General features: G+C 65.8%; 20 protein-coding genes. 11 read left to right on the top strand and 9 right to left on the bottom strand.

Annotation, left to right across the window (positions count from 1 at the left end):
• The first annotated feature begins 43 nt into the window (after positions 1-43).
• From LDB05_RS16000 to LDB05_RS15990, 3 genes are all read left to right on the top strand, one after another.
• Entirely contained in the window at positions 44-628 is a 585-nt protein-coding gene (locus tag LDB05_RS16000; protein ID WP_226004987.1) for an AAA family ATPase, read from the top strand.
• Complete coding sequence (locus tag LDB05_RS15995) at positions 625-1,038, top strand: RNA-binding domain-containing protein (protein ID WP_226004986.1); 414 nt, start codon at positions 625-627, stop codon at positions 1,036-1,038. Before LDB05_RS16000 ends, LDB05_RS15995 begins: the two co-directional genes overlap by 4 nt.
• Before the next feature lie 90 nt (positions 1,039-1,128).
• Positions 1,129-2,109 carry a CBS domain-containing protein gene (locus tag LDB05_RS15990; RefSeq protein ID WP_226004985.1) on the top strand — a complete coding sequence of 327 codons (981 nt, stop codon included), beginning with the start codon at positions 1,129-1,131 and terminating at the stop codon, positions 2,107-2,109.
• Between the two features lie 31 nt (positions 2,110-2,140).
• On the opposite strand, the gene LDB05_RS15985 is transcribed toward LDB05_RS15990, so the two are convergent.
• Together LDB05_RS15985 and LDB05_RS15980 are read right to left on the bottom strand one after the other, a co-directional pair.
• The gene (locus LDB05_RS15985) at positions 2,141-3,145 is read right to left on the bottom strand and encodes a hypothetical protein (RefSeq protein WP_226004984.1); all 1,005 of its coding nucleotides are present in this window, start codon (positions 3,143-3,145) and stop codon (positions 2,141-2,143) included.
• Positions 3,146-3,276: 131 nt separating this feature from the next.
• Complete coding sequence (locus tag LDB05_RS15980; protein WP_226004983.1) at positions 3,277-4,671, bottom strand: signal recognition particle protein Srp54; 1,395 nt, start codon at positions 4,669-4,671, stop codon at positions 3,277-3,279.
• A 179-nt stretch (positions 4,672-4,850) separates the two neighbouring features.
• Here LDB05_RS15980 and LDB05_RS15975 point away from each other — a divergent pair, with 179 nt between their 5' ends.
• The 3 genes from LDB05_RS15975 (at position 4,851) to LDB05_RS15965 (ending at position 8,239) form a co-directional block, all read left to right on the top strand.
• Entirely contained in the window at positions 4,851-5,072 is a 222-nt protein-coding gene (locus LDB05_RS15975) for a type II toxin-antitoxin system HicB family antitoxin (protein ID WP_226004982.1), read from the top strand.
• 100 nt (positions 5,073-5,172) lie between these two features.
• On the top strand, positions 5,173-6,630 hold the full coding sequence (locus LDB05_RS15970; RefSeq protein ID WP_226004981.1) for a dihydrolipoyl dehydrogenase: 1,458 nt from the start codon (positions 5,173-5,175) through the stop codon (positions 6,628-6,630).
• 31 nt (positions 6,631-6,661) lie between these two features.
• Entirely contained in the window at positions 6,662-8,239 is a 1,578-nt protein-coding gene (locus LDB05_RS15965) for a sensor histidine kinase (RefSeq protein ID WP_226004980.1), read from the top strand.
• 23 nt (positions 8,240-8,262) lie between these two features.
• On the opposite strand, the gene LDB05_RS15960 is transcribed toward LDB05_RS15965, so the two are convergent.
• Positions 8,263-9,069, bottom strand: coding sequence for a sulfurtransferase (locus LDB05_RS15960; RefSeq protein WP_226004979.1), 807 nt, complete (start codon positions 9,067-9,069; stop codon positions 8,263-8,265).
• Between the two features lie 278 nt (positions 9,070-9,347).
• On the opposite strand from LDB05_RS15960, the gene LDB05_RS15955 reads away from it, so the two are divergent.
• The gene (locus LDB05_RS15955; RefSeq protein WP_226004978.1) at positions 9,348-10,211 is read left to right on the top strand and encodes a sulfurtransferase; all 864 of its coding nucleotides are present in this window, start codon (positions 9,348-9,350) and stop codon (positions 10,209-10,211) included.
• 343 nt (positions 10,212-10,554) lie between these two features.
• On the top strand, positions 10,555-11,190 hold the full coding sequence (locus tag LDB05_RS15950) for a rubrerythrin family protein (RefSeq protein ID WP_226004977.1): 636 nt from the start codon (positions 10,555-10,557) through the stop codon (positions 11,188-11,190).
• A gap of 19 nt (positions 11,191-11,209) precedes the next feature.
• On the opposite strand, the gene LDB05_RS23630 is transcribed toward LDB05_RS15950, so the two are convergent.
• The 5 genes from LDB05_RS23630 to thiE all read right to left on the bottom strand — a co-directional run bounded on the left by LDB05_RS23630 (position 11,210) and on the right by thiE (position 13,926).
• Positions 11,210-11,389: a DUF7511 domain-containing protein gene (locus tag LDB05_RS23630; RefSeq protein WP_425498574.1), complete on the bottom strand. Its 180-nt coding sequence runs from the start codon at positions 11,387-11,389 to the stop codon at positions 11,210-11,212.
• Positions 11,390-11,407: 18 nt separating this feature from the next.
• Entirely contained in the window at positions 11,408-11,644 is a 237-nt protein-coding gene (locus LDB05_RS15945; RefSeq protein WP_226004976.1) for a UPF0058 family protein, read from the bottom strand.
• Between the two features lie 413 nt (positions 11,645-12,057).
• The gene (locus LDB05_RS15940; protein ID WP_226004975.1) at positions 12,058-12,330 is read right to left on the bottom strand and encodes a DUF7553 family protein; all 273 of its coding nucleotides are present in this window, start codon (positions 12,328-12,330) and stop codon (positions 12,058-12,060) included.
• 103 nt (positions 12,331-12,433) lie between these two features.
• Entirely contained in the window at positions 12,434-13,264 is an 831-nt protein-coding gene (thiM, locus tag LDB05_RS15935; protein ID WP_226004974.1) for a hydroxyethylthiazole kinase, read from the bottom strand.
• Complete coding sequence (thiE, locus tag LDB05_RS15930) at positions 13,261-13,926, bottom strand: thiamine phosphate synthase (protein ID WP_226004973.1); 666 nt, start codon at positions 13,924-13,926, stop codon at positions 13,261-13,263. Before thiE ends, thiM begins: the two co-directional genes overlap by 4 nt.
• Positions 13,927-14,049: 123 nt before the next feature.
• Between thiE and LDB05_RS15925 the strand changes: the two genes are divergently transcribed.
• Positions 14,050-14,739, top strand: coding sequence for a haloacid dehalogenase type II (locus LDB05_RS15925; protein WP_226004972.1), 690 nt, complete (start codon positions 14,050-14,052; stop codon positions 14,737-14,739).
• A 4-nt stretch (positions 14,740-14,743) separates the two neighbouring features.
• Here LDB05_RS15925 and LDB05_RS15920 read toward each other — a convergent pair whose 3' ends face one another.
• Complete coding sequence (locus LDB05_RS15920; RefSeq protein WP_226004971.1) at positions 14,744-15,355, bottom strand: GNAT family N-acetyltransferase; 612 nt, start codon at positions 15,353-15,355, stop codon at positions 14,744-14,746.
• A gap of 274 nt (positions 15,356-15,629) precedes the next feature.
• On the opposite strand from LDB05_RS15920, the gene LDB05_RS15915 reads away from it, so the two are divergent.
• Together LDB05_RS15915 and LDB05_RS15910 are read left to right on the top strand one after the other, a co-directional pair.
• Positions 15,630-15,848 (top strand): hypothetical protein, encoded by a 219-nt coding sequence (locus LDB05_RS15915; protein ID WP_226004970.1) that lies wholly within the window; start codon positions 15,630-15,632, stop codon positions 15,846-15,848.
• A 243-nt stretch (positions 15,849-16,091) separates the two neighbouring features.
• The gene (locus LDB05_RS15910) at positions 16,092-17,051 is read left to right on the top strand and encodes an AEC family transporter (protein WP_226004969.1); all 960 of its coding nucleotides are present in this window, start codon (positions 16,092-16,094) and stop codon (positions 17,049-17,051) included.
• The last annotated feature ends 23 nt before the right edge of the window (positions 17,052-17,074 follow it).

The following is a 17,074-nucleotide window of genomic DNA, read 5'->3' as shown; positions in this document are numbered from 1 at the left end:
CCGAACACAGCGTTTATGCACGTCTCGCCGGTACGTGTGCTCGATGCACGTCATCGGAACGGTGGGACTCCCCGGGAGCGGCAAGGGCGAGGCCGCCACCATCGCACGCGAGGACGGGATCCCGGTGGTAACGATGGGCGACGTCGTCCGCCAGGAGACGGCCGATCGCGGGCTCGACCCCGCGAAGGACCACGGGACGGTCGCGCAGGCGCTGCGCGAGGAGAACGGCCCGGCGGCGATCGCCGAGCGGTCGCTCCCGATGATCGAAGACCGACTCGAGGCCCACGACACGGTGCTGGTCGACGGCATCCGCTCGGACGTCGAGGTCGACGCCTTCGAGGAGCGGTTCGGCGACGCGTTCACGCTGATCAGTATCGAGGCACCGTTCGAAGTCAGGGCCGAGCGGGTCGACGAGCGCGGCCGAGATGCCGGCGAGGCGGACGGCGGTGAGGGGCTAGCCGCCCGCGACGAGCGCGAACGGGGCTTCGGGATGGACGACGCGATGGATCGGGCCGACGTCGTCGTGGAGAACACCGACTCGCTCGAGGCGTTCCACGAGCGGATCCGATCGATCGTCCGGACCGGAACCGACGACGGGAAACACGCCGAGGCCGAAGCCGACCCATGAGCGAGATTTACCGCGTCGACGTCGAGATCACGGCACCGGTCTACGACACCGAAGTCACGAGTCGCGTCGTCGACGCCGTCGCCAACGTCTTCCCCAACGCCGACCTCGAGGAGGAGTTCGGCGAAGTTCGGGGCGAAACCCACACGCTCGATCACTTTTCGGACCTGCTCCACCGGCAGGAGATCCTCGACACCGCCCGGGGCGAGTTCTTCGCCAACCGCGAGGGTGACACGTTCACCTTCGCGCTGAAGAAACAGGCGGCCTTCGAGGACTACGTCAATTTCTCGGTCGGGAAACCGGACGAGCTCGGCGAGATCGCGGTTCGCGTTCGGGTCGAGGAGCCGACCCTCGAGGAGTACGTCGATCACATCGCGCCGCCGACGGAGGACGGGCGGCCGGTCGACGCCTGATTCGACGGCGATTCGCGGCACCGTCGTTCGTGGTGTGTGGTAGCGTCAGTCATTGGACACTGATAGGGATCGACGGTGAATGGTGGTCAAATGCACGACACCATACCCGTCGCCGAGATCATGGTCGAGGACGTCGTCACCGCCTCGCCCGACGCGACCGTGACCGAAGCGGCGACGCTGTTGCGCGCCGAGAGCGTCAGTTCGGTGATCGTCGAGCGGGACGGCGAGCCGGTCGGCATTCTCACCGAGGGCGACTTCGCTACCCAGCTCTGCGAGCGGTCGCATCTGGGTCACGTCGCGGTGCGCGACGTCATGTCGACGCCGCTGACGGCGATCGAACCGACCGCATCGATCGTCGACGCCGTGGATCTGCTTCGAACGACGGACATCGAGCACCTGCCGGTCGTCTCGAGCGACGAGGCAGCGACCGGCGGGGACGACGACCCGACTCCGATCGAGGGGGACGACGCCGGCGAACTGGTCGGCATCGTCACGACGACCGAGCTCACGTACTACGTGCCACAGCTCGCCCATCGCGCCAGCGAGTCGCGCCAGCGGCACCCTCGCAGGCGCGTCCGGTCGGACACGCTGTACGAACGCGACGACTGGGACTTCGACTACCGCGGCGCGGACGAGTCGACCGTTTCGGTGGGCGACGTCGCCCAGTTCTCGAAGACGATCTCCGACGACGACGTCGAGGCATTCGCCGAGGTAACCGGCGACACCAACCGGGTCCACCTCGACGCGGCGTACGCCGCCGAAACCCGCTTCGGCGAGCGAATCGTCCACGGCGTCCTCGCGAACGGACTGATCAGTGCGGCGCTCGCTCGATTGCCGGGATTGACGATCTACCTCTCGCAGGAGAGTAGCTTCCGCGCACCGCTCTCGATCGGCGAGCACGTAACCGCCGTCTGCGAGATCGTCGAGGACCTCGGCCGGGCGAAGTACCGGGTCGAAGCGACCGTATTCGACGGCGACGACGCGATCGTACTCGAAGGTGACGCCGTCGTGCTCGTCGACGATCTCCCGCCGATAGCCGCCCGCGAAACCGACGCAGCGACGACGCAGTAGCCGAGACACGCAGACCGGGCAGTAGCCGAAATCAGGCCGTGCAGTCCCCGACCCTGTCGAGGGCGGCCTCGGCCTCGTCCCGATGGGCGGCAGCTGCGGACAGATTCCCGTCCGACGCGTCCGCTGCCGCCGCCGCGAACGATTCCGCCGCCGACGCCAGGTGCCGATTCTGACACTCGGCCGTCTCGAAGTAGCCGGCGAGTCCCTCGGGGGCATCAGCCATGCCGGTGTCGAGTTCCGCCTGGGAGTTCGAAAACGTCGACTCGGCCGTCTCGAACTCGGTCTGTGCGGCATCGTACTCCCGCTTCTCCGAGTGCTTCCGGCCGCGCTCGAGTGCACCGTACCCGTCCTCGAGATCCAACGTCCCCGCGTACGCCCCGGCGAGGGTTTCGAGCGACGCCACGACGGTTCCGAGCGCGGCCGCTCCCGCCTCGAGTTCGGCGACCGAAACACCGGTCAGTTCCTCGAGCGTGTCGGCGTCCAGATCCCCAATCGTCGCGTTCGCTTCCTCCCAGCGCTCGTGGGCGTCGGAGATTTCGGCGTAGCGGTCGTCGACGGTCTCGCTCGCGCTCTCGAGATCCCCTTCGGATTCGATCGCCGCGGTGACGGCGTCGATATCGTCGGCGATTCCCCCGTCGGTTACGGTGGCAGTCACGTCGACGAGTCCCTCGAGGGCGTCGGCGTAGGACCGGAGCGTGTCGATATCCCCCTGTCGGTCCTCGGGCAGTTCGGTCGCCGCAGTCTCGAGGTGCTCCCGAGCGTCCGCGAGATGCGATCGCGGCGCTTCGGGGTCGAATTCGACGGCGTCGGGGTCCTCGAGGCCACCGACCTCGTTCAGCGCCTGCGCGGCTTTGTTCAGGTCGCCGGCGGCGCGGTCGAGCGCTCGTTCGCCGGCCCGACTGCCGGCTTCGTCGTCGGTGCCGTCGTTCGTGTCGGACGACCCACTGAGGTCGTCGATACAGCCGGCGAGTCCCGTAAGTAGTCCGACACTCGTCCCGGCCGCGCCGGTCCGGGCGAGATACTGTCGACGGTTCATTCGTACTCGAGGATACGTCTAGAGACGTATTAACGTAGTGGCACGGAGATTTTCGGATGAGTTGAAATATCGATCGAAAACCCGTCGCGGTTCCGAAACGGCTGCTCGGCGGATCGTACTGCTCGACGGTATTAGCCGAACGGTCCCATCCCGCCCATGCCGCCGCCACCGCCACCGCCGCCCTGTTGCATCTGCTGCATCATGCGTTGCATCTCCTGTTCGGAGCCCATGCCCTGGAACTGCTTCATCGTGCGCTCCATCATCTTGTACTGCTGGAGCAGCTCGCGAACCTGTTCTTCCTCGGTTCCCGAGCCGCGGGCGATGCGTTCGATCTGGCTCGCGCCGATCGCCTTGGGGTACTCCTTCTCGGCCTCGGTCATCGAGTCCATGATCACCGTGAACGTCCGCATCCGCTCCTGGGTGACGTCCATCGCGTCGTCGGGCAGCTGGTCCTTGATCCCGCCGCCGAGGCCGGGGATCATGTCCATCACCTGATCGAGGGGGCCCATGTTGTTCATGGCCTCCATCTGCTTTTGCATGTCGTTGAGCGTAAACTGGCCCTGGAGCATGTCCTCGGGGTCCCAGTCCTCTTCTTCGATCTCGGTCTGCTCCATCGCGCGCTCGACGCGCTCGGCGAGCTGACTGAGATCGCCCATGCCGAGCAGCCGCGAGATGAAGCCGTCGGGCTCGAAGCGCTCGACGTCCTGGACCTCCTCGCCGGTCCCGAGGAAGGCGATCGAGGAGTCGGTCTGGTCGACAGCGGTCAGTGCACCGCCACCCTTCGCCGTTCCGTCGAGCTTCGTGATGACGACGCCGTCGATCCCGATAGACTCGTCGAACTGCTGGGCCTGGTCCTTCGCGCCCTGCCCGATCGCCGCGTCGAGGACGAGCAGGGACGTGTCGGGCTCGACGACGCCCTCGATCTGCTCGATCTCGTCGATCAGGTCGTCCTCAAGCGCGTGGCGACCCGCCGTGTCCACGATGTGGACGTCGGCGTCGCTCGTCTCCTCGAGTCCCTTGCGGGCGATTTCGACCGGATCCTCGCTGTCCGGATCGCCGTAGAAGTCGACCTCCGCGCGCTCGGCCATCTCCTCGGCCTGATCGTACGCGCCGGGTCGGAAGGTGTCGGTCTGGATGACCGCCGGGCGCAGGCCCTTCGTGGAGAACCACCAGGCCATCTTCGCCGCGGAGGTCGTTTTACCCGACCCCTGAAGCCCGGCAAGCAGGATGGTCTGTTCCTCGAGCGGCAGCTCGGTCGACTCGCCGATGAGGTCGACCAGTTCCTCGTAGACGATGCGAAGGACGAAGTCCCGCGCCGGGGTGCCGGCGGGGGGTTCCTCCTCGAGGGCGCGCTCCTTGATATTGTCCGACAGCTCCATCACGAGCGAGACGTCGACGTCGGCGGAGAGCAGCGATCGCTGGATCTCCTTGACGATCTCCTCGATGTCTTCCTCGCTGAGTCGCGACTTCCCGCGGAGCTTGTCGAGGGTGCCCCGCAGAGAACTCCCGAGATCGTCGAGTACCATTTGCTGGGTATACGAGACGGCGGCGTTAAAGGCTTTTTCTACGGCCGACACGATAGATCCGATTCGACCGCTAGCGGATCGGCCTAGTCCCGTGATTGGGACCCGCACTCGGTCGCCACCATCACAACGACTCGAGCGGCGTCGATGCGTATTTCACTCGAGCGCGACAACTCGTGTCCATGAGTTCCGACGCAGACGTCGACCCCTCCGACTACGAAGGACTCGAGGACGCGGACGTGACCATGCGAGTCAACGACCACGGCCTGCACATCGCCGACGACGAGGAGACCGGCGTCTCGAGTCAGGGACAGACGCCCGAAGAGGCCCTCGAGAACCTCGCTGAAGCGGTCAAGACGTACACGGAGGCGACGTCGGACGATCCGGGCGACGACTGGCTATAGGTAGATACGACTCACTGTAGTCGAGCGAATCGGGGCGGCAGGCAGCGCCATTCGTATAGCAGGCTCCCATTTTACGCGGCTGTCCGTGGTCGACGCCGGCATGGAGGAGTACGACATCGTCGTCCTCGGCGGCGGATCGGGCAGTCAAGTCGCGACCGCGGCGGCCCAGCAGGGACTCGAGGCGGCCGTCGTCGAACCCGGGCCGCTCGGCGGCGCGTGTATCACTCGCGGCTGCGTTCCCTCGAAGGCGCTCATCCACCGAGCGGACGTCGTCGAAGACGTTCGAGGGGCGGAAGCGTTCGGCGTCGCCGCACAGGTGGACGACGTCGACTACGGCGAGATCACGGCCTCGATTCACGACACGGTCTACGAGAAGGCGGGGAACCAGGAATCCAGTCTGGAAGACAGCGAGCACGTCACCCTCTACCGCGGTGAGGGACGGTTCGTCGACGATCGAACGGTCGAGGTCGTACCGAACGACGAATCGACCGATACGCGGGAGATCGGCGCCGAAACCGTCGTCATCGCGGTCGGCGGCCGACCGATGGTCCCGCCGATCGAGGGCCTCGACGACGTCGAGTTCCTCACGAGCGACGACGCGCTCTTCCTCGAGGACCGGCCCGACGAGCTCGTGATCGTCGGCGGCGGGTACATCGGTGTCGAACTGGGCTATTTCTTCGGCGCGCTCGGGACCGAGGTGTCGATCGTCGGTCGCAGCGACCGATTGGTTCCCCGGGAGGACGACGATGTCAGCGCGGTCGTGACGGAGTCGATGAAGACCTACTGCGACGTCTACACCGGCTACGAGGCGGCCGAGGTGAGTCAGGACGACGAGACGGTCGCCGTCACCGCGAAGCCGAGCGACGGTGACGGCGGCGACGGTGATGGGGACGGCGACGCAGTCGAACTCACCGCCGACGACCTCCTGCTCGCGACCGGCCGGCGGCCGAACACGGACACGCTCGCCCTCGAGGAGACGGCGATCGAAGCGGACGAGCAGGGCTACGTCGAAACCGACGACACGCTCGAGACGACCGTCGACGGCGTCTGGGCGCTGGGCGACATCCTCGGCGAGCAACCGTTCAAGCACACGGCCGACTACGAAGCGCGCATCGTGACGAGAAACGTGCTCGATGACGCAACCCAGGCGGTCGACTACGGCGCGATGCCCCACGCGATCTTCACCGAGCCGCGGGTCGCAAGCGTTGGTCGAACGGAGGACGACCTCGCGGACGAGGGACGTGACCACGAGACCGCAACCGTCCCCTACGACGCCGCGCCGCTGGGGATGATCCTCGAGGCCGACGACGGGTTCGTGAAGGCCATCGCCGCGCCGGACGGCGAGATCCTGGGCTGCCACGTCGTCGGTCCCCAGGCTGCGACGCTGATTCACGAGGTGGTCGTGGCGATGGACAGCGGCGGTGGTACCGTCGACGACGTCGCCGAGCCCGTCCACATTCACCCCGCGCTGAACGAGGTGGTCTACGCGACGTTCGACGAACTTTCGGACGCGACGTATTCGACGGCTCCGGACTGGCGGGACGTGAGCAACGGATAGCTTATCCGTTACAGAACCCTCGACGGAGTACATGCCCGAGCAATCGAACCCATCCGAGCAGCACGACGGTGATGCTGCAAGGGCTTACGGGCGCATCTCCGATGCCGTCTTCGCGCTCGACGAGGAGTGGCGGTTCACCTTTTGCAACGAGCGAGCCGAAGGGCTGCTCGAGCGGTCCGAGGCGGAGTTGCTCGGGACGGTCATCTGGGACGGAGTCCCCGACGCGGTCGGGTCGGCGATCCGTCCCGAGTACGAGCGTGCGATGGCATCCCAGGAGCCGGTCACGTTCGAGACGATACCCGAGTCGCTCGATGCCCGCCTCGAGGGTCGCGCGTATCCCTCCGAGACGGGGGTGACGGTCTCCGTCCGCGTCGACACCGAGTGCGTCGGACGAACGGAACGGCTTCGAGCGCGCGAGACCGCGCTTCAGAACGCCTACGAGGTCATCGCGGACCCCGAGCTGTCGTTCACCGAGCAGGTCGATTCGCTCCTCGCGGTCGTTCGGGAGACGATCGGAACGGACTACGCGACGCTGTCCCGCGTCCGCGAAGATACCGACGAGTACATCTTCGAGGCCGTCGACGCGCCGGCCGACGCCGACCTCGAGGCGGGCGACACTACCGCACTATCGGCGACGAACTGCGAACACGTCGTCACCACTGAACGGACGCTCGTCCTCGAGGATGTCGACGCGGACGCGCCGGAGTTGGCCGACCGCGACGGGAACGCCGAGTGGGGAATCTCCTGTTATCTCGGGACGCCCGTCACCGTCGGCGACGAGGTGTACGGCACCTTCTGCTTCTACGATATGGAAGCGCGCGCAGCGGAGTTCTCCGACTGGGAGGTCACGTTCGTCGAACTGCTCGGTAACTGGGTGAGCGCCGAACTCGAGCAGCAACGATCCGAACGGGAACTCGAGGCGTCGAACGAACGGTTAGAACAGTTCGCCCACGCCGCCTCCCACGACCTCAAGGAGCCCCTGCGGATGGTCTCGAGTTACCTCTCGCTCGTCGAAGAGCGATACGCGGACGAACTCGACGCTGACGGCCGGGAATTCATCGACTACGCCGTCGACGGCGCCGACCGAATGCGGGCGATGATCGACGGCCTCCTCGCGTACTCGCAGGTCGAAACGCAGGGGGATCCCTTCGAACCCGTCGACCTGAACGCCGTGCTCGCGGACGTGCGAAGCGATCTGGAACTGAGACTCGAGGAGACCGACGCGGCGCTCTCCAGCGAGTCGTTACCTCGGGTCAGGGGTGACGCCGACCAGTTACGGCAGCTGCTCCAGAACGTGCTCTCCAACGCGCTCGAGTACTGCGGCGACGAGCCGCCGCAGATCCACGTGGGCGTTCGACGGGACGGCAGCGACTGGATCGTCTCGGTCAGCGACGAGGGAATCGGAATCGATCCCGCGGACGAGGAGCGGATTTTCGAGGTGTTTCAACGACTCCACAGCCACGAGGAACACGCCGGGACGGGGATCGGACTCGCGCTCTGTCGACGTATCGTCGAGCGCCACGGCGGCGAGATCTGGCTCGAGTCCGAACAGAGCGACGGGGCGACGTTCGAATTCGCGCTCCCGGCCGTCGAACCCGCGCAATCGTAGGGCCGCCACTGACGGCGGCTGTCTCAGTGATCCGTTCCGGCAGGCCCGGCTTCGATCTCACCGTCGTTGGCGAGCCATTCCGTGAGGCTCCCTTCGTAGAAGCGGACGTTCTCGTAGCCGAGCGCTTTGAGCACGACGTAGGTGTGGCTAATTCGGCGAGCCGTGTTACAGTAGAGGACGATTTCCCGATCCGGCGTGATGCCGTGGTCGGCGAGCAGCGCCTCGAGTTCGGCCTCGGGTTTCAGCCGCCGCGTCTCGTCGTCGACGACCTCGCGCCAGTCGAAGCGGACCGCGCCGGGCAGGCGGCCCTCCTCGAACTCGTCCTGCTCCCGCGTGTCGACGAAGACGGCGTCGCGATCGAGCGCGTCCGCGACGGCGTCGTAGCCCACGAGCGGGCTCTCCTCGGGCGCGAGCGGATCGGCTTCGTAGGTCGTCGGCTCGACCTCGGGCGTCTCGCCGGTCGTCTCGTACTCTCGATTCCAGGCGCTGTAGTCGCCGTCGAGCAGACGCACGTCGTCGTGGCCGTACTCGAGCGCGGTGAGCACGAAGCGAGCGGCGAAGACGCCGTGGGTGTCGTCGTAGGCGACGATCGTGTCGTCGGGGGTAATTCCCACCTCGCCGAGCAGGTCCGCGAACGCCTCGGCACCAGGTAGGGTACCGCGGTCGACGTCGCTCTCGTCGCGGTAGCTGTCGAAGGGAACGTTCACTGCGCCGGGGAGGTGACCGATCCCGTCGAACTCCCAGGCGTCCCTGACGTCGACGAGACGGACCTGCGGATCGTCCAGACGCGATGCGAGCCAGTCGGGGGAGACGACGACGGATTCGTCCATTACGTCGCCGTTCGGAACGAGGACTCGAGTACGCACCGATTTCGGTCGCGCATGGAGTACCGGGACAGTGGCAACTCTTGCTTGTTTTTGGTGGAGAATCTGACCTATGGAGATTCCTATATATTGAACTCCCCGCGAATGTGGCGAATAGGGCCTCTCTCCGAACGATGTCGAGGATCGGTGCCGCCGGAGGAGGCAAATATTTCCGCCAGAGTCGATCGGTGTCCGAATTGACCGGTTAAGAAGTCCCTTTGTGTGTCGCCATTGTAGGAACGGGTATGGCAAACGACTACGCCAACGACGTACTCGTCACGGCCGACTGGGTCGCTGACCGACTCGACGACTTCCAGGACGACGACTCCGACCTCCGACTGGTCGAGGTCGACGTCGACACGGAAGCCTACGAAGAGGAACACGCCCCCGGCGCGATCGGGTTCAACTGGGAGACGCAGCTCCAGGACCAGACGCAGCGAGACATCCTCGACAAGGAGGACTTCGAGGACCTCCTCGGGAGCCACGGCATCAGCGAGGACGACACGGTCGTCCTCTACGGTGACAACTCCAACTGGTTCGCTGCCTACACCTACTGGCAGTTCAAGTACTACGGTCACGACGAGGTCTATCTGCTCGACGGCGGCCGCGAATACTGGCTCGACAACGACTACCCGACCACGGACGAGACGCCCGACTTCTCGGAAACCGAGTACGACGCCGCCGGTCCGCGCGAGAGCATCCGCGCGTACCGAGAGGACGTCGAGAACGCGATCGAGCGGGGCGTCCCGCTGGTCGACGTTCGCTCGCCCGAGGAGTTCTCCGGCGAGATCCTCGCTCCCTCCGGCCTGCAGGAGACCGCCCAGCGCGGCGGCCACATCCCCGGCGCGAAGAACATCTCGTGGGCCGCCGTGACCAACGACGACGGCACCTTCAAGGACTACGACGAGCTCGAGGAGCTCTACGCCGAGGAAGACATCGACGGCGACGAGACGACCGTCGCCTACTGCCGCATCGGCGAGCGATCGTCCGTCGCGTGGTTCGCGCTGCACGAACTGCTCGGCTACGACGACACCGTCAACTACGACGGCTCCTGGACGGAGTGGGGCAACCTCGTCAACGCGCCGATCGAAACCGGCAGCGGCGAGTAAGCGTCATCCCTCGAACGAGCCTCGCTCGTTCGTGAGTGGTCGAAAGCAGTTGCGGGACTTGCGGTTTTTCTCTTCGGAAGTGACCGGACGGTGAGACAGCGGAGTGAGTCAGCAGGTAACGGCGTTACTCGTACCCGAGACGTATCTCTCCCCCACCTTTCCGTTGTACTCACGGAAAGACGGCCGTCTCGAGTTCGAGAGAGGCCGGCCGATTACCCGCGGAGAGACGACTCGAGGCGACGCTCGCCGGCGCAATCGGGGCCGACCGAGACGGCGGGTTCGGGGACGCCGCCGAGAGCGCCGTCGCGACAAACCTAACTCGGGGCCGCCCGAAGGCCACTCTATGACCGATCCGGACGCGTTCGTCGAGACTGTCAGTGAAGGGAATCAGACCGCACTCTCGCGACTCGGCTCCTCGAAGTCGCTGTACGCCGACACCGGCGGGGAGATCGACACCGAACCCGTCCTCGAGGCGACCGCCGACGCCGAGTACGCCGCCTGGCAGACGTTCCTCGAGTGGGCCGACGACGAGGCGGACGGCGAGGCCCGCGAGGCCTTCGAAGCCACGGCAGCGGAGGAAGAAGATCACTACGAGACCGTCGCCGACAAACTCGCCGACGACGAGTTCGAGCCGAGTGACGTCCCGCAGCTCCACGAGTACCTGCGCGACCGCGAGGACACCGTCTCCCGCGTCGGCGCGCTCGTCGGCCGCATCCTCGCGAGCCAGCGCTCGAAGGATCAGGTCGTGGGCTACTTCGTCGGTGACGCCGACCCCCAGACCGCAAGCCTGTTCCGCGGCTTCGGCGAGGACCTGGACGACCAGCTCGAGCGTGCGAAGTCCCTCCTCACGTCGGTCTGCGAGAGCGAGGAGGACTGGGACCGCGCCGAGGAGGCCGCAAACGGCGCGATTCAGGCCGCCTACGACGAGTACGTCGAGACGCTCGAGGGGATGGGTGCGAACCCGAAGCCGGTCTGTTGAGGAACGCGGCCCGACAACCCTACCGACGATCCAACAGACGGGTGTAATCACCTTCTTCGGCGGGAACCCACGTCGTTTCCAGCTCCTCGTCGGTCGCATCGGACGGATAGAGAACGCACTCGTTGGGCGAATTCGGGTTCTCTATCACGACGGTGCTCACGCGACGCTGCGTCGACGCGTCCTCGAAAGAAGCGCTCATGCTATCGAAGTGGGGCGGTTACGGTCGCGGTGCGGGTTCCGGTGGCGGGAGCGTTCGAATGGATCGGTCGATCCCCTGGAGTAGGAGATCGATTCCTTTCTCGTGTGCTTCCTTCCGCCGGTGAACGTGAGACGGCCGAACCGGTTGCGCATCGTAGGCAGCAAACGCGTCGGGCGGAACGTCGCCGCCGTCTTCGAGTTCCGCACGCACCTCGAGTAAGAGCGCATGAAAGTGGATGAGTTCTTGGCTCCGCATACGCTGAGGCACCACATCATTCCGAATAAAGCATTTCGTAATATTTTCTTGGTGTCAAATTGTGAGTGACTGGTACGCCACGCAGTGAATCGGTGATCGACCCACTCCGAACGGTCGCCGTGTGAATTATCCATAATTCTGTCGCGGGCAAATCAGCGGACTGCCCCGCTGTCGGGACGAGGTCGGAGCCGCGTCAGCTGTCGTTCTATTCATCCTCTTCGATAGGACTGCGTACTGACTGAACGGCTCCGCTCGAAGCGTCTTCCCCCGAGCGGAGATTCGAGGGGACAGTGTTCAGTGAGGGGCTGCTCGAGGCTGCCCGGTAGAAAACGGGTTGCCGGAACAACCAATCGGGATCGCTCCGCAGACTGCGGAAAATCGGTATTTTCGAAACGGAACTCGCTTCGGAAGCCCTAGACGCCCTCGAGCGTCGACCGGAACTCGGTGATCGCCTCGAGGGCGTCGTCGACGTGGTCCGCGACGTCGCCGCCTTCCTCGTCCGCGATGTCGTGCAGGATGTGTTCGTGGCGTGCGAGCTGTCCGTGGTCCGGACCGCGATCCGCCGTGGCGTAGTCCTCGAACTTCGTCGCCTGGTTTTGCAGTCGGTCCCGTGCCTCGTCGTCGTCAGCGGCCGCTGCCGCGTCCGCGAGCGACTCGGCCGCGTTCTCGAGTTCGTCTCGAGTCATAGGGAACAGTTCACCCGGAGGTATTAAAACGGTTTCAGTACGTTCCCGATCGCTGGAAGCACTGCGGAGAGCGAGTCGCGCTCTGGTGCTGTCGGGGCCGGGTTCAGAGAGCCCGTTCGATCCGATCCGCGAGCGCGAGATCAGCGACGGCGTCACCGGTGACGCCGTAGACGGCATCGCGGAAGTTCGTCCGATAGCTTCCCGGACCGGCATACTCGAGGTCGGCGGCCCGTTCGCCGGCGATGCCGAACGCGAGCGTGCCGTGGACGGCGGCTTCGCGGGCGTCCTCGAGCGCGCCGCAGAACGTGGCGATCGTCGCGCCGAGCATACAGCCGGTGCCGACGACCTCGCCGAGCATCTCGTGGCCGGCGGTGAGCCGAACCGCGCCGTCGGCGTCGGCGACGACGTCTTCCACGCCGGAGGCGACGACGACCGCGCCGGTCGATTCGGCGACGGACCGAGCCGTCTTCTCGATGTCCTCGTAATCGCCGATGGACTCGACGCCCTTTACCTCCGCCTCGACGCCCGCGAGCGCGCTGATCTCGCCGTAGTTGCCCTTGATCGCGGCGAACTCGACCTCCGAGAGGAGGCTCTCGACGACGGCCTCGCGCGAGGGCGTCGAGCCAACGCCGACGGGATCGAGGACGACCGGGATCCCGCGCCGGTTCGCCTTCCGGCCGGCCTCGTGCATGGCCTCGACGCGGCCGTCGGGCACCTGCCCGATGTTGATCACGACCGCGCGGGCGAGTTCGGCCATCTCGCCGGCGTCCCCGAAGGAGTCGGCCATCACCGGCAGCCCGCCCCAGTGGAGGGTCAGGTTCGCTACGTCGTTGATCGTCACCGTGTTGGTCAGGTGCTGGACGAGCGGTTCCGTCTCCCGGACCGTCCGGACCGAATCCGCGAGGTCGTCGGCGGCGATATCAGTCACGCTCATGCTCCTCCTCCTCCGTTCCCGATTCCCTTCGTCGTTTCGACGGCGGCCGCAAGCGATTCGGTCGCCGCTCGCGGATTCGGGGCCCCCGTAATCTCGCTGATCACGGCGACGCCAGTCGCACCCGCCTCGACGACCGGGCCGGCGTTGTCAGCCGTAATCCCGCCGATACCGACGACCGGAATCGAGACCGCGTCCGCGATCGCGGCGACTCGTTCCGGACCGATCCCGTCCTTGTCCTCGTCGACGTCCTTCGAGGAGGTTCCGTAGACGGCCCCGACGCCCAGGTAGTCCGCCCCGTCGGCTTCTGCTTCCCGGGCGTCCGCGACCGTCGACGTCGAACAGCCGACGATCGCGTCCGGCCCGAGCAGGTCGCGCGCGACCGCGACCGGCAGATCCGACTGGCCGACGTGGACGCCGTCGGCGTCGATCGCCCGCGCGATATCGACCCGATCGTTGACGATCAGGTCGACACCTGCGTCGGCCGTGAGCTCGCGCAGCTCGAGGCCGAGTTCGTGCCGCGATCGAGCGCTCGTTTCCTTCTCGCGGAGCTGTACGACGTCGATCCCGCTGTCGATGGCCGCGCGGACGACCTCCACTGTCGACTGCTCGCCCGACAGCGACGCCTGCGTGACGAGGTAGGTCTGCCAACTCGAGATATTCACGGCAGATATCAGGGGGTGGTCACACTAAGTGACATCGATCGAGATCGCGTAGGGACGCGTTCGATCGTCCTCGAAGTGAATAGAACGGCCGACGTTCTTGGCCCTCCCCTCCGTAGGTATCCCATGGCCTTCGATCCCGACCGCGTTACGACGGTTACGTTCGACTCCTACAGCACGCTCGTCGACGTCGATGCGACCGTGGCCGCGCTCGCGGACCACGCGGATATCGACGATCCGGATCCGATCTCTCAGACCTGGCGGGAGCGGTCGATGCAGTACACGCTCGTCGCCAACCACCTCGAGGAGTACGAGACGTTCTACGAGATCAACCGGGACGCGCTCGCCTACGCCCTCGCGGCACACGGGATCGACCTCCCCGCCGACGAGCGCGAGGAGATCCTCGAGGTCTACCACGAACTCGAGGTCTTCGACGACGTCCGGGAAAGTATCGAGCGATTACACGAGGCCGGGTACGACACGTACGTCCTCTCGAACGGCAATCCCGAGATGCTCGAGTCGATGGTCGAACACGCCGAAATCGGGGATCTCGTCGTGGATACGATCAGCGCGGACGAGCTCGGGACGTTCAAACCGGACGCGGACCTCTACCGCCACGCCGCGGGGCGAACGGGAACGCCGATCGACGAACTGGTCCACGTCTCGGCGCTCTGGTTCGACGTGCAGGGCGCGATCCACGCCGGCATGCAGGGGGTCTGGCTCGACCGGAAGGGGACCCCGTGGGAGCCCTTCGGCCCGGAACCCGACCTGATCACCGAGGGCCTGGAGGAGTTGGCGGATCGACTGGAAGCGTAATCCGTCAGCGCGACTCGAGCAAGTCCTCGCCCGCCCGGACCAGCGACTCCCAGTCGGCGTCCTCGCGAACTGCCGAGAACGGGCGCGGCCGATCGGGTGTCTCGGTCTCCGATTTCTCTGCGAGCGATCGCCGCCACCAGGCCACGTCCTGCCACTCGCCTTGCGTGTAGCCGATTCCGGGGAAATCGACCAGTCGATCGAATCCCATGCGTTCGTGGAACCGCTCCGTCTCGGGGTTCGGCACCGTCGTCACGGCGTAGCCGTCGCGGATTCCCTGCCGCTCGAGGACGGCGAACAGCGATTCGTACAGGGCCCGTCCGACGCCCATCCCGCGAGCCGAGTCGGCGACGTAGACCGACAGTTCGACGACCCACTCGTAGGCCCGCCGCTTTCGCAGCGGCCCCGCGTAGGCGTAGCCGACGACGTCGCCGGCGAGCTCGCAGACGAGCCACGGATGCGTCTCGAGGGTCGACGCGATCCTGTCGGCCATCTCGCTCTCTGTGGGCGGGGTCTCCTCGAAAGTAACTGCCGTCGACTCGCAGAAGGGTGCGTAGATGTCGCGGATCGTGACCGCGTCGTCCGCGGTCGCGACTCGAATCCGCACGTCGGATGCCATGGTCACGGTTGCGACGCGCTCGAAATAAGTCCGCTGAAGCGACGTCGACATCGGCTGCAGTGCTGGTCGATGCGAACTGCCTCGAGAAGCGGACCGTTCCTCCGTCGTATCTTCACCTTGTGACCAGAGTCACATTAAACGCCAATCGATGATTACGGGACTGCATCGGCGGGCTCGAGTCGAGAAATCGAGCGGGCAGCCGCACGTGGAACTCCGGAATCGAGCGACCGGCGCAAACGATTTAGTCGGGGTGATTGTTAGCATTCAACAGAAGATGAGCGCGATGTTCCTCGAGAACGAATCCATCCCGGAGACGCCGACGTGTTCGCGGTGCGGAATCGAGATGGAGCGCAGGGGAGCAGGGACCGAAACAACGATCCCGCTCATCGGAAGCGAGCTCGAGTTCCAGCAGTTTGGCTGTCCCGAGTGCGGGCAGGGCGCACGATTCGAACGGAGCGTGGACGAGGAGGAGTGGTCGCGAGCGGGTGTCTGAACGGGCCGGACACGCGGGCCGGCCCATCCCGCGCTGTCGGTCCGGAACCGCTTCGAGACGCGAGAAGCATCGCAGTTCTTTGGGGCACATCTCTCGGTACCGAGAACCCGGAGTCAGTTCGCCCCGATCGCAAGTCCCATATCAGGTGCAGGAAGTAGCTGGCTGCGAATGCACTCCGTTACTGCCGCGCAAGCGCGGACTATTCCGAGTCGACCGCACCGAGACGAGGGTGACCGCTGATCGATGGCGAACCTCGTCGGGATTTTCGGCTCCGCGGTCGGGCCGATCGTCGCCATCGCGGCGGTCGGCTACGTGTTGGCGACCGTCAAAGAGATCGATCCGGAGCCGCTGAACACTGCCGTCGTCTACGTGCTGGCACCGGCGCTGGTCTTTCACAGCCTCGCCGTCACCGAACTCGAGGCGGCGACGCTCCTCCGGGTAACGATCGGGATCGTCGCCTTCACCGGGATCATGTGGGCGATCGCCGAACTCGCCGGCCGCGCCGTCGGCGAGGAGGAACCCGCACTGAGCGCGCTCGTCCTCGTCGCGATCTTCTGTAACTCCGGAAATCTGGGAATCCCCGTCTCCGACTTCGCGTTCGGCGAGGTCGGCAGACAGACGGCCGTGCTCTTCCTCTCGGTCCAGTCCGTGCTGATGTACACCGTCGGCGTCTACGTCGCCTCCCGGAGCAGCGGCTCCGCCGGCCTCGAGGGCGTCCGGCGCGTGTTCTACATCCCCCTCGTCTACGCCGTTATCGCGGCGCTGCTCGCTCGAGCGGTGGACATCGTCCCCCCTGCTGACACCGCCGCGATGGAGACGCTCCAGCTCGTCGGCGACGCCTCGATCCCGCTCATGCTGCTCATTCTCGGTATTCAACTCGCGCGTGCCGACACCGCCTCGGCCGTCTCTCGAGCCTGGCCCGCAACCGCGCTCAAGATGGGCGTCGCCCCGCTCGTCGGCCTCGGGGTCGCGCTCCTCGTCGGCTTCGAGAATCAGACCGTCGCGCGCGTGTTCGTCCTCGAGACCGCGATGCCCGCCGCCGTGACGCCGCTGATCCTCACCATCGAGTTCGCCGGCAGCGCCCGGACCGACGGGATCCTCGTCTCCGAGTACGTCTCGACGTGCGTGTTCCTGACGACCCTGCTGGCGATTCCGGTACTCACCGTACTGATCGCTGTCTTGCAGTCCGGCGCGGTGATCTGAGTCGGCACCAATTGATCAGTATC

This window comes from Natrinema salinisoli (genome assembly GCF_020405205.1).
Lineage (GTDB): Archaea > Halobacteriota > Halobacteria > Halobacteriales > Natrialbaceae > Natrinema > Natrinema salinisoli.
The sequence above is the reverse complement of the archived record's forward strand: the minus strand, read 5'-3'. Positions and strand labels throughout refer to the sequence as shown.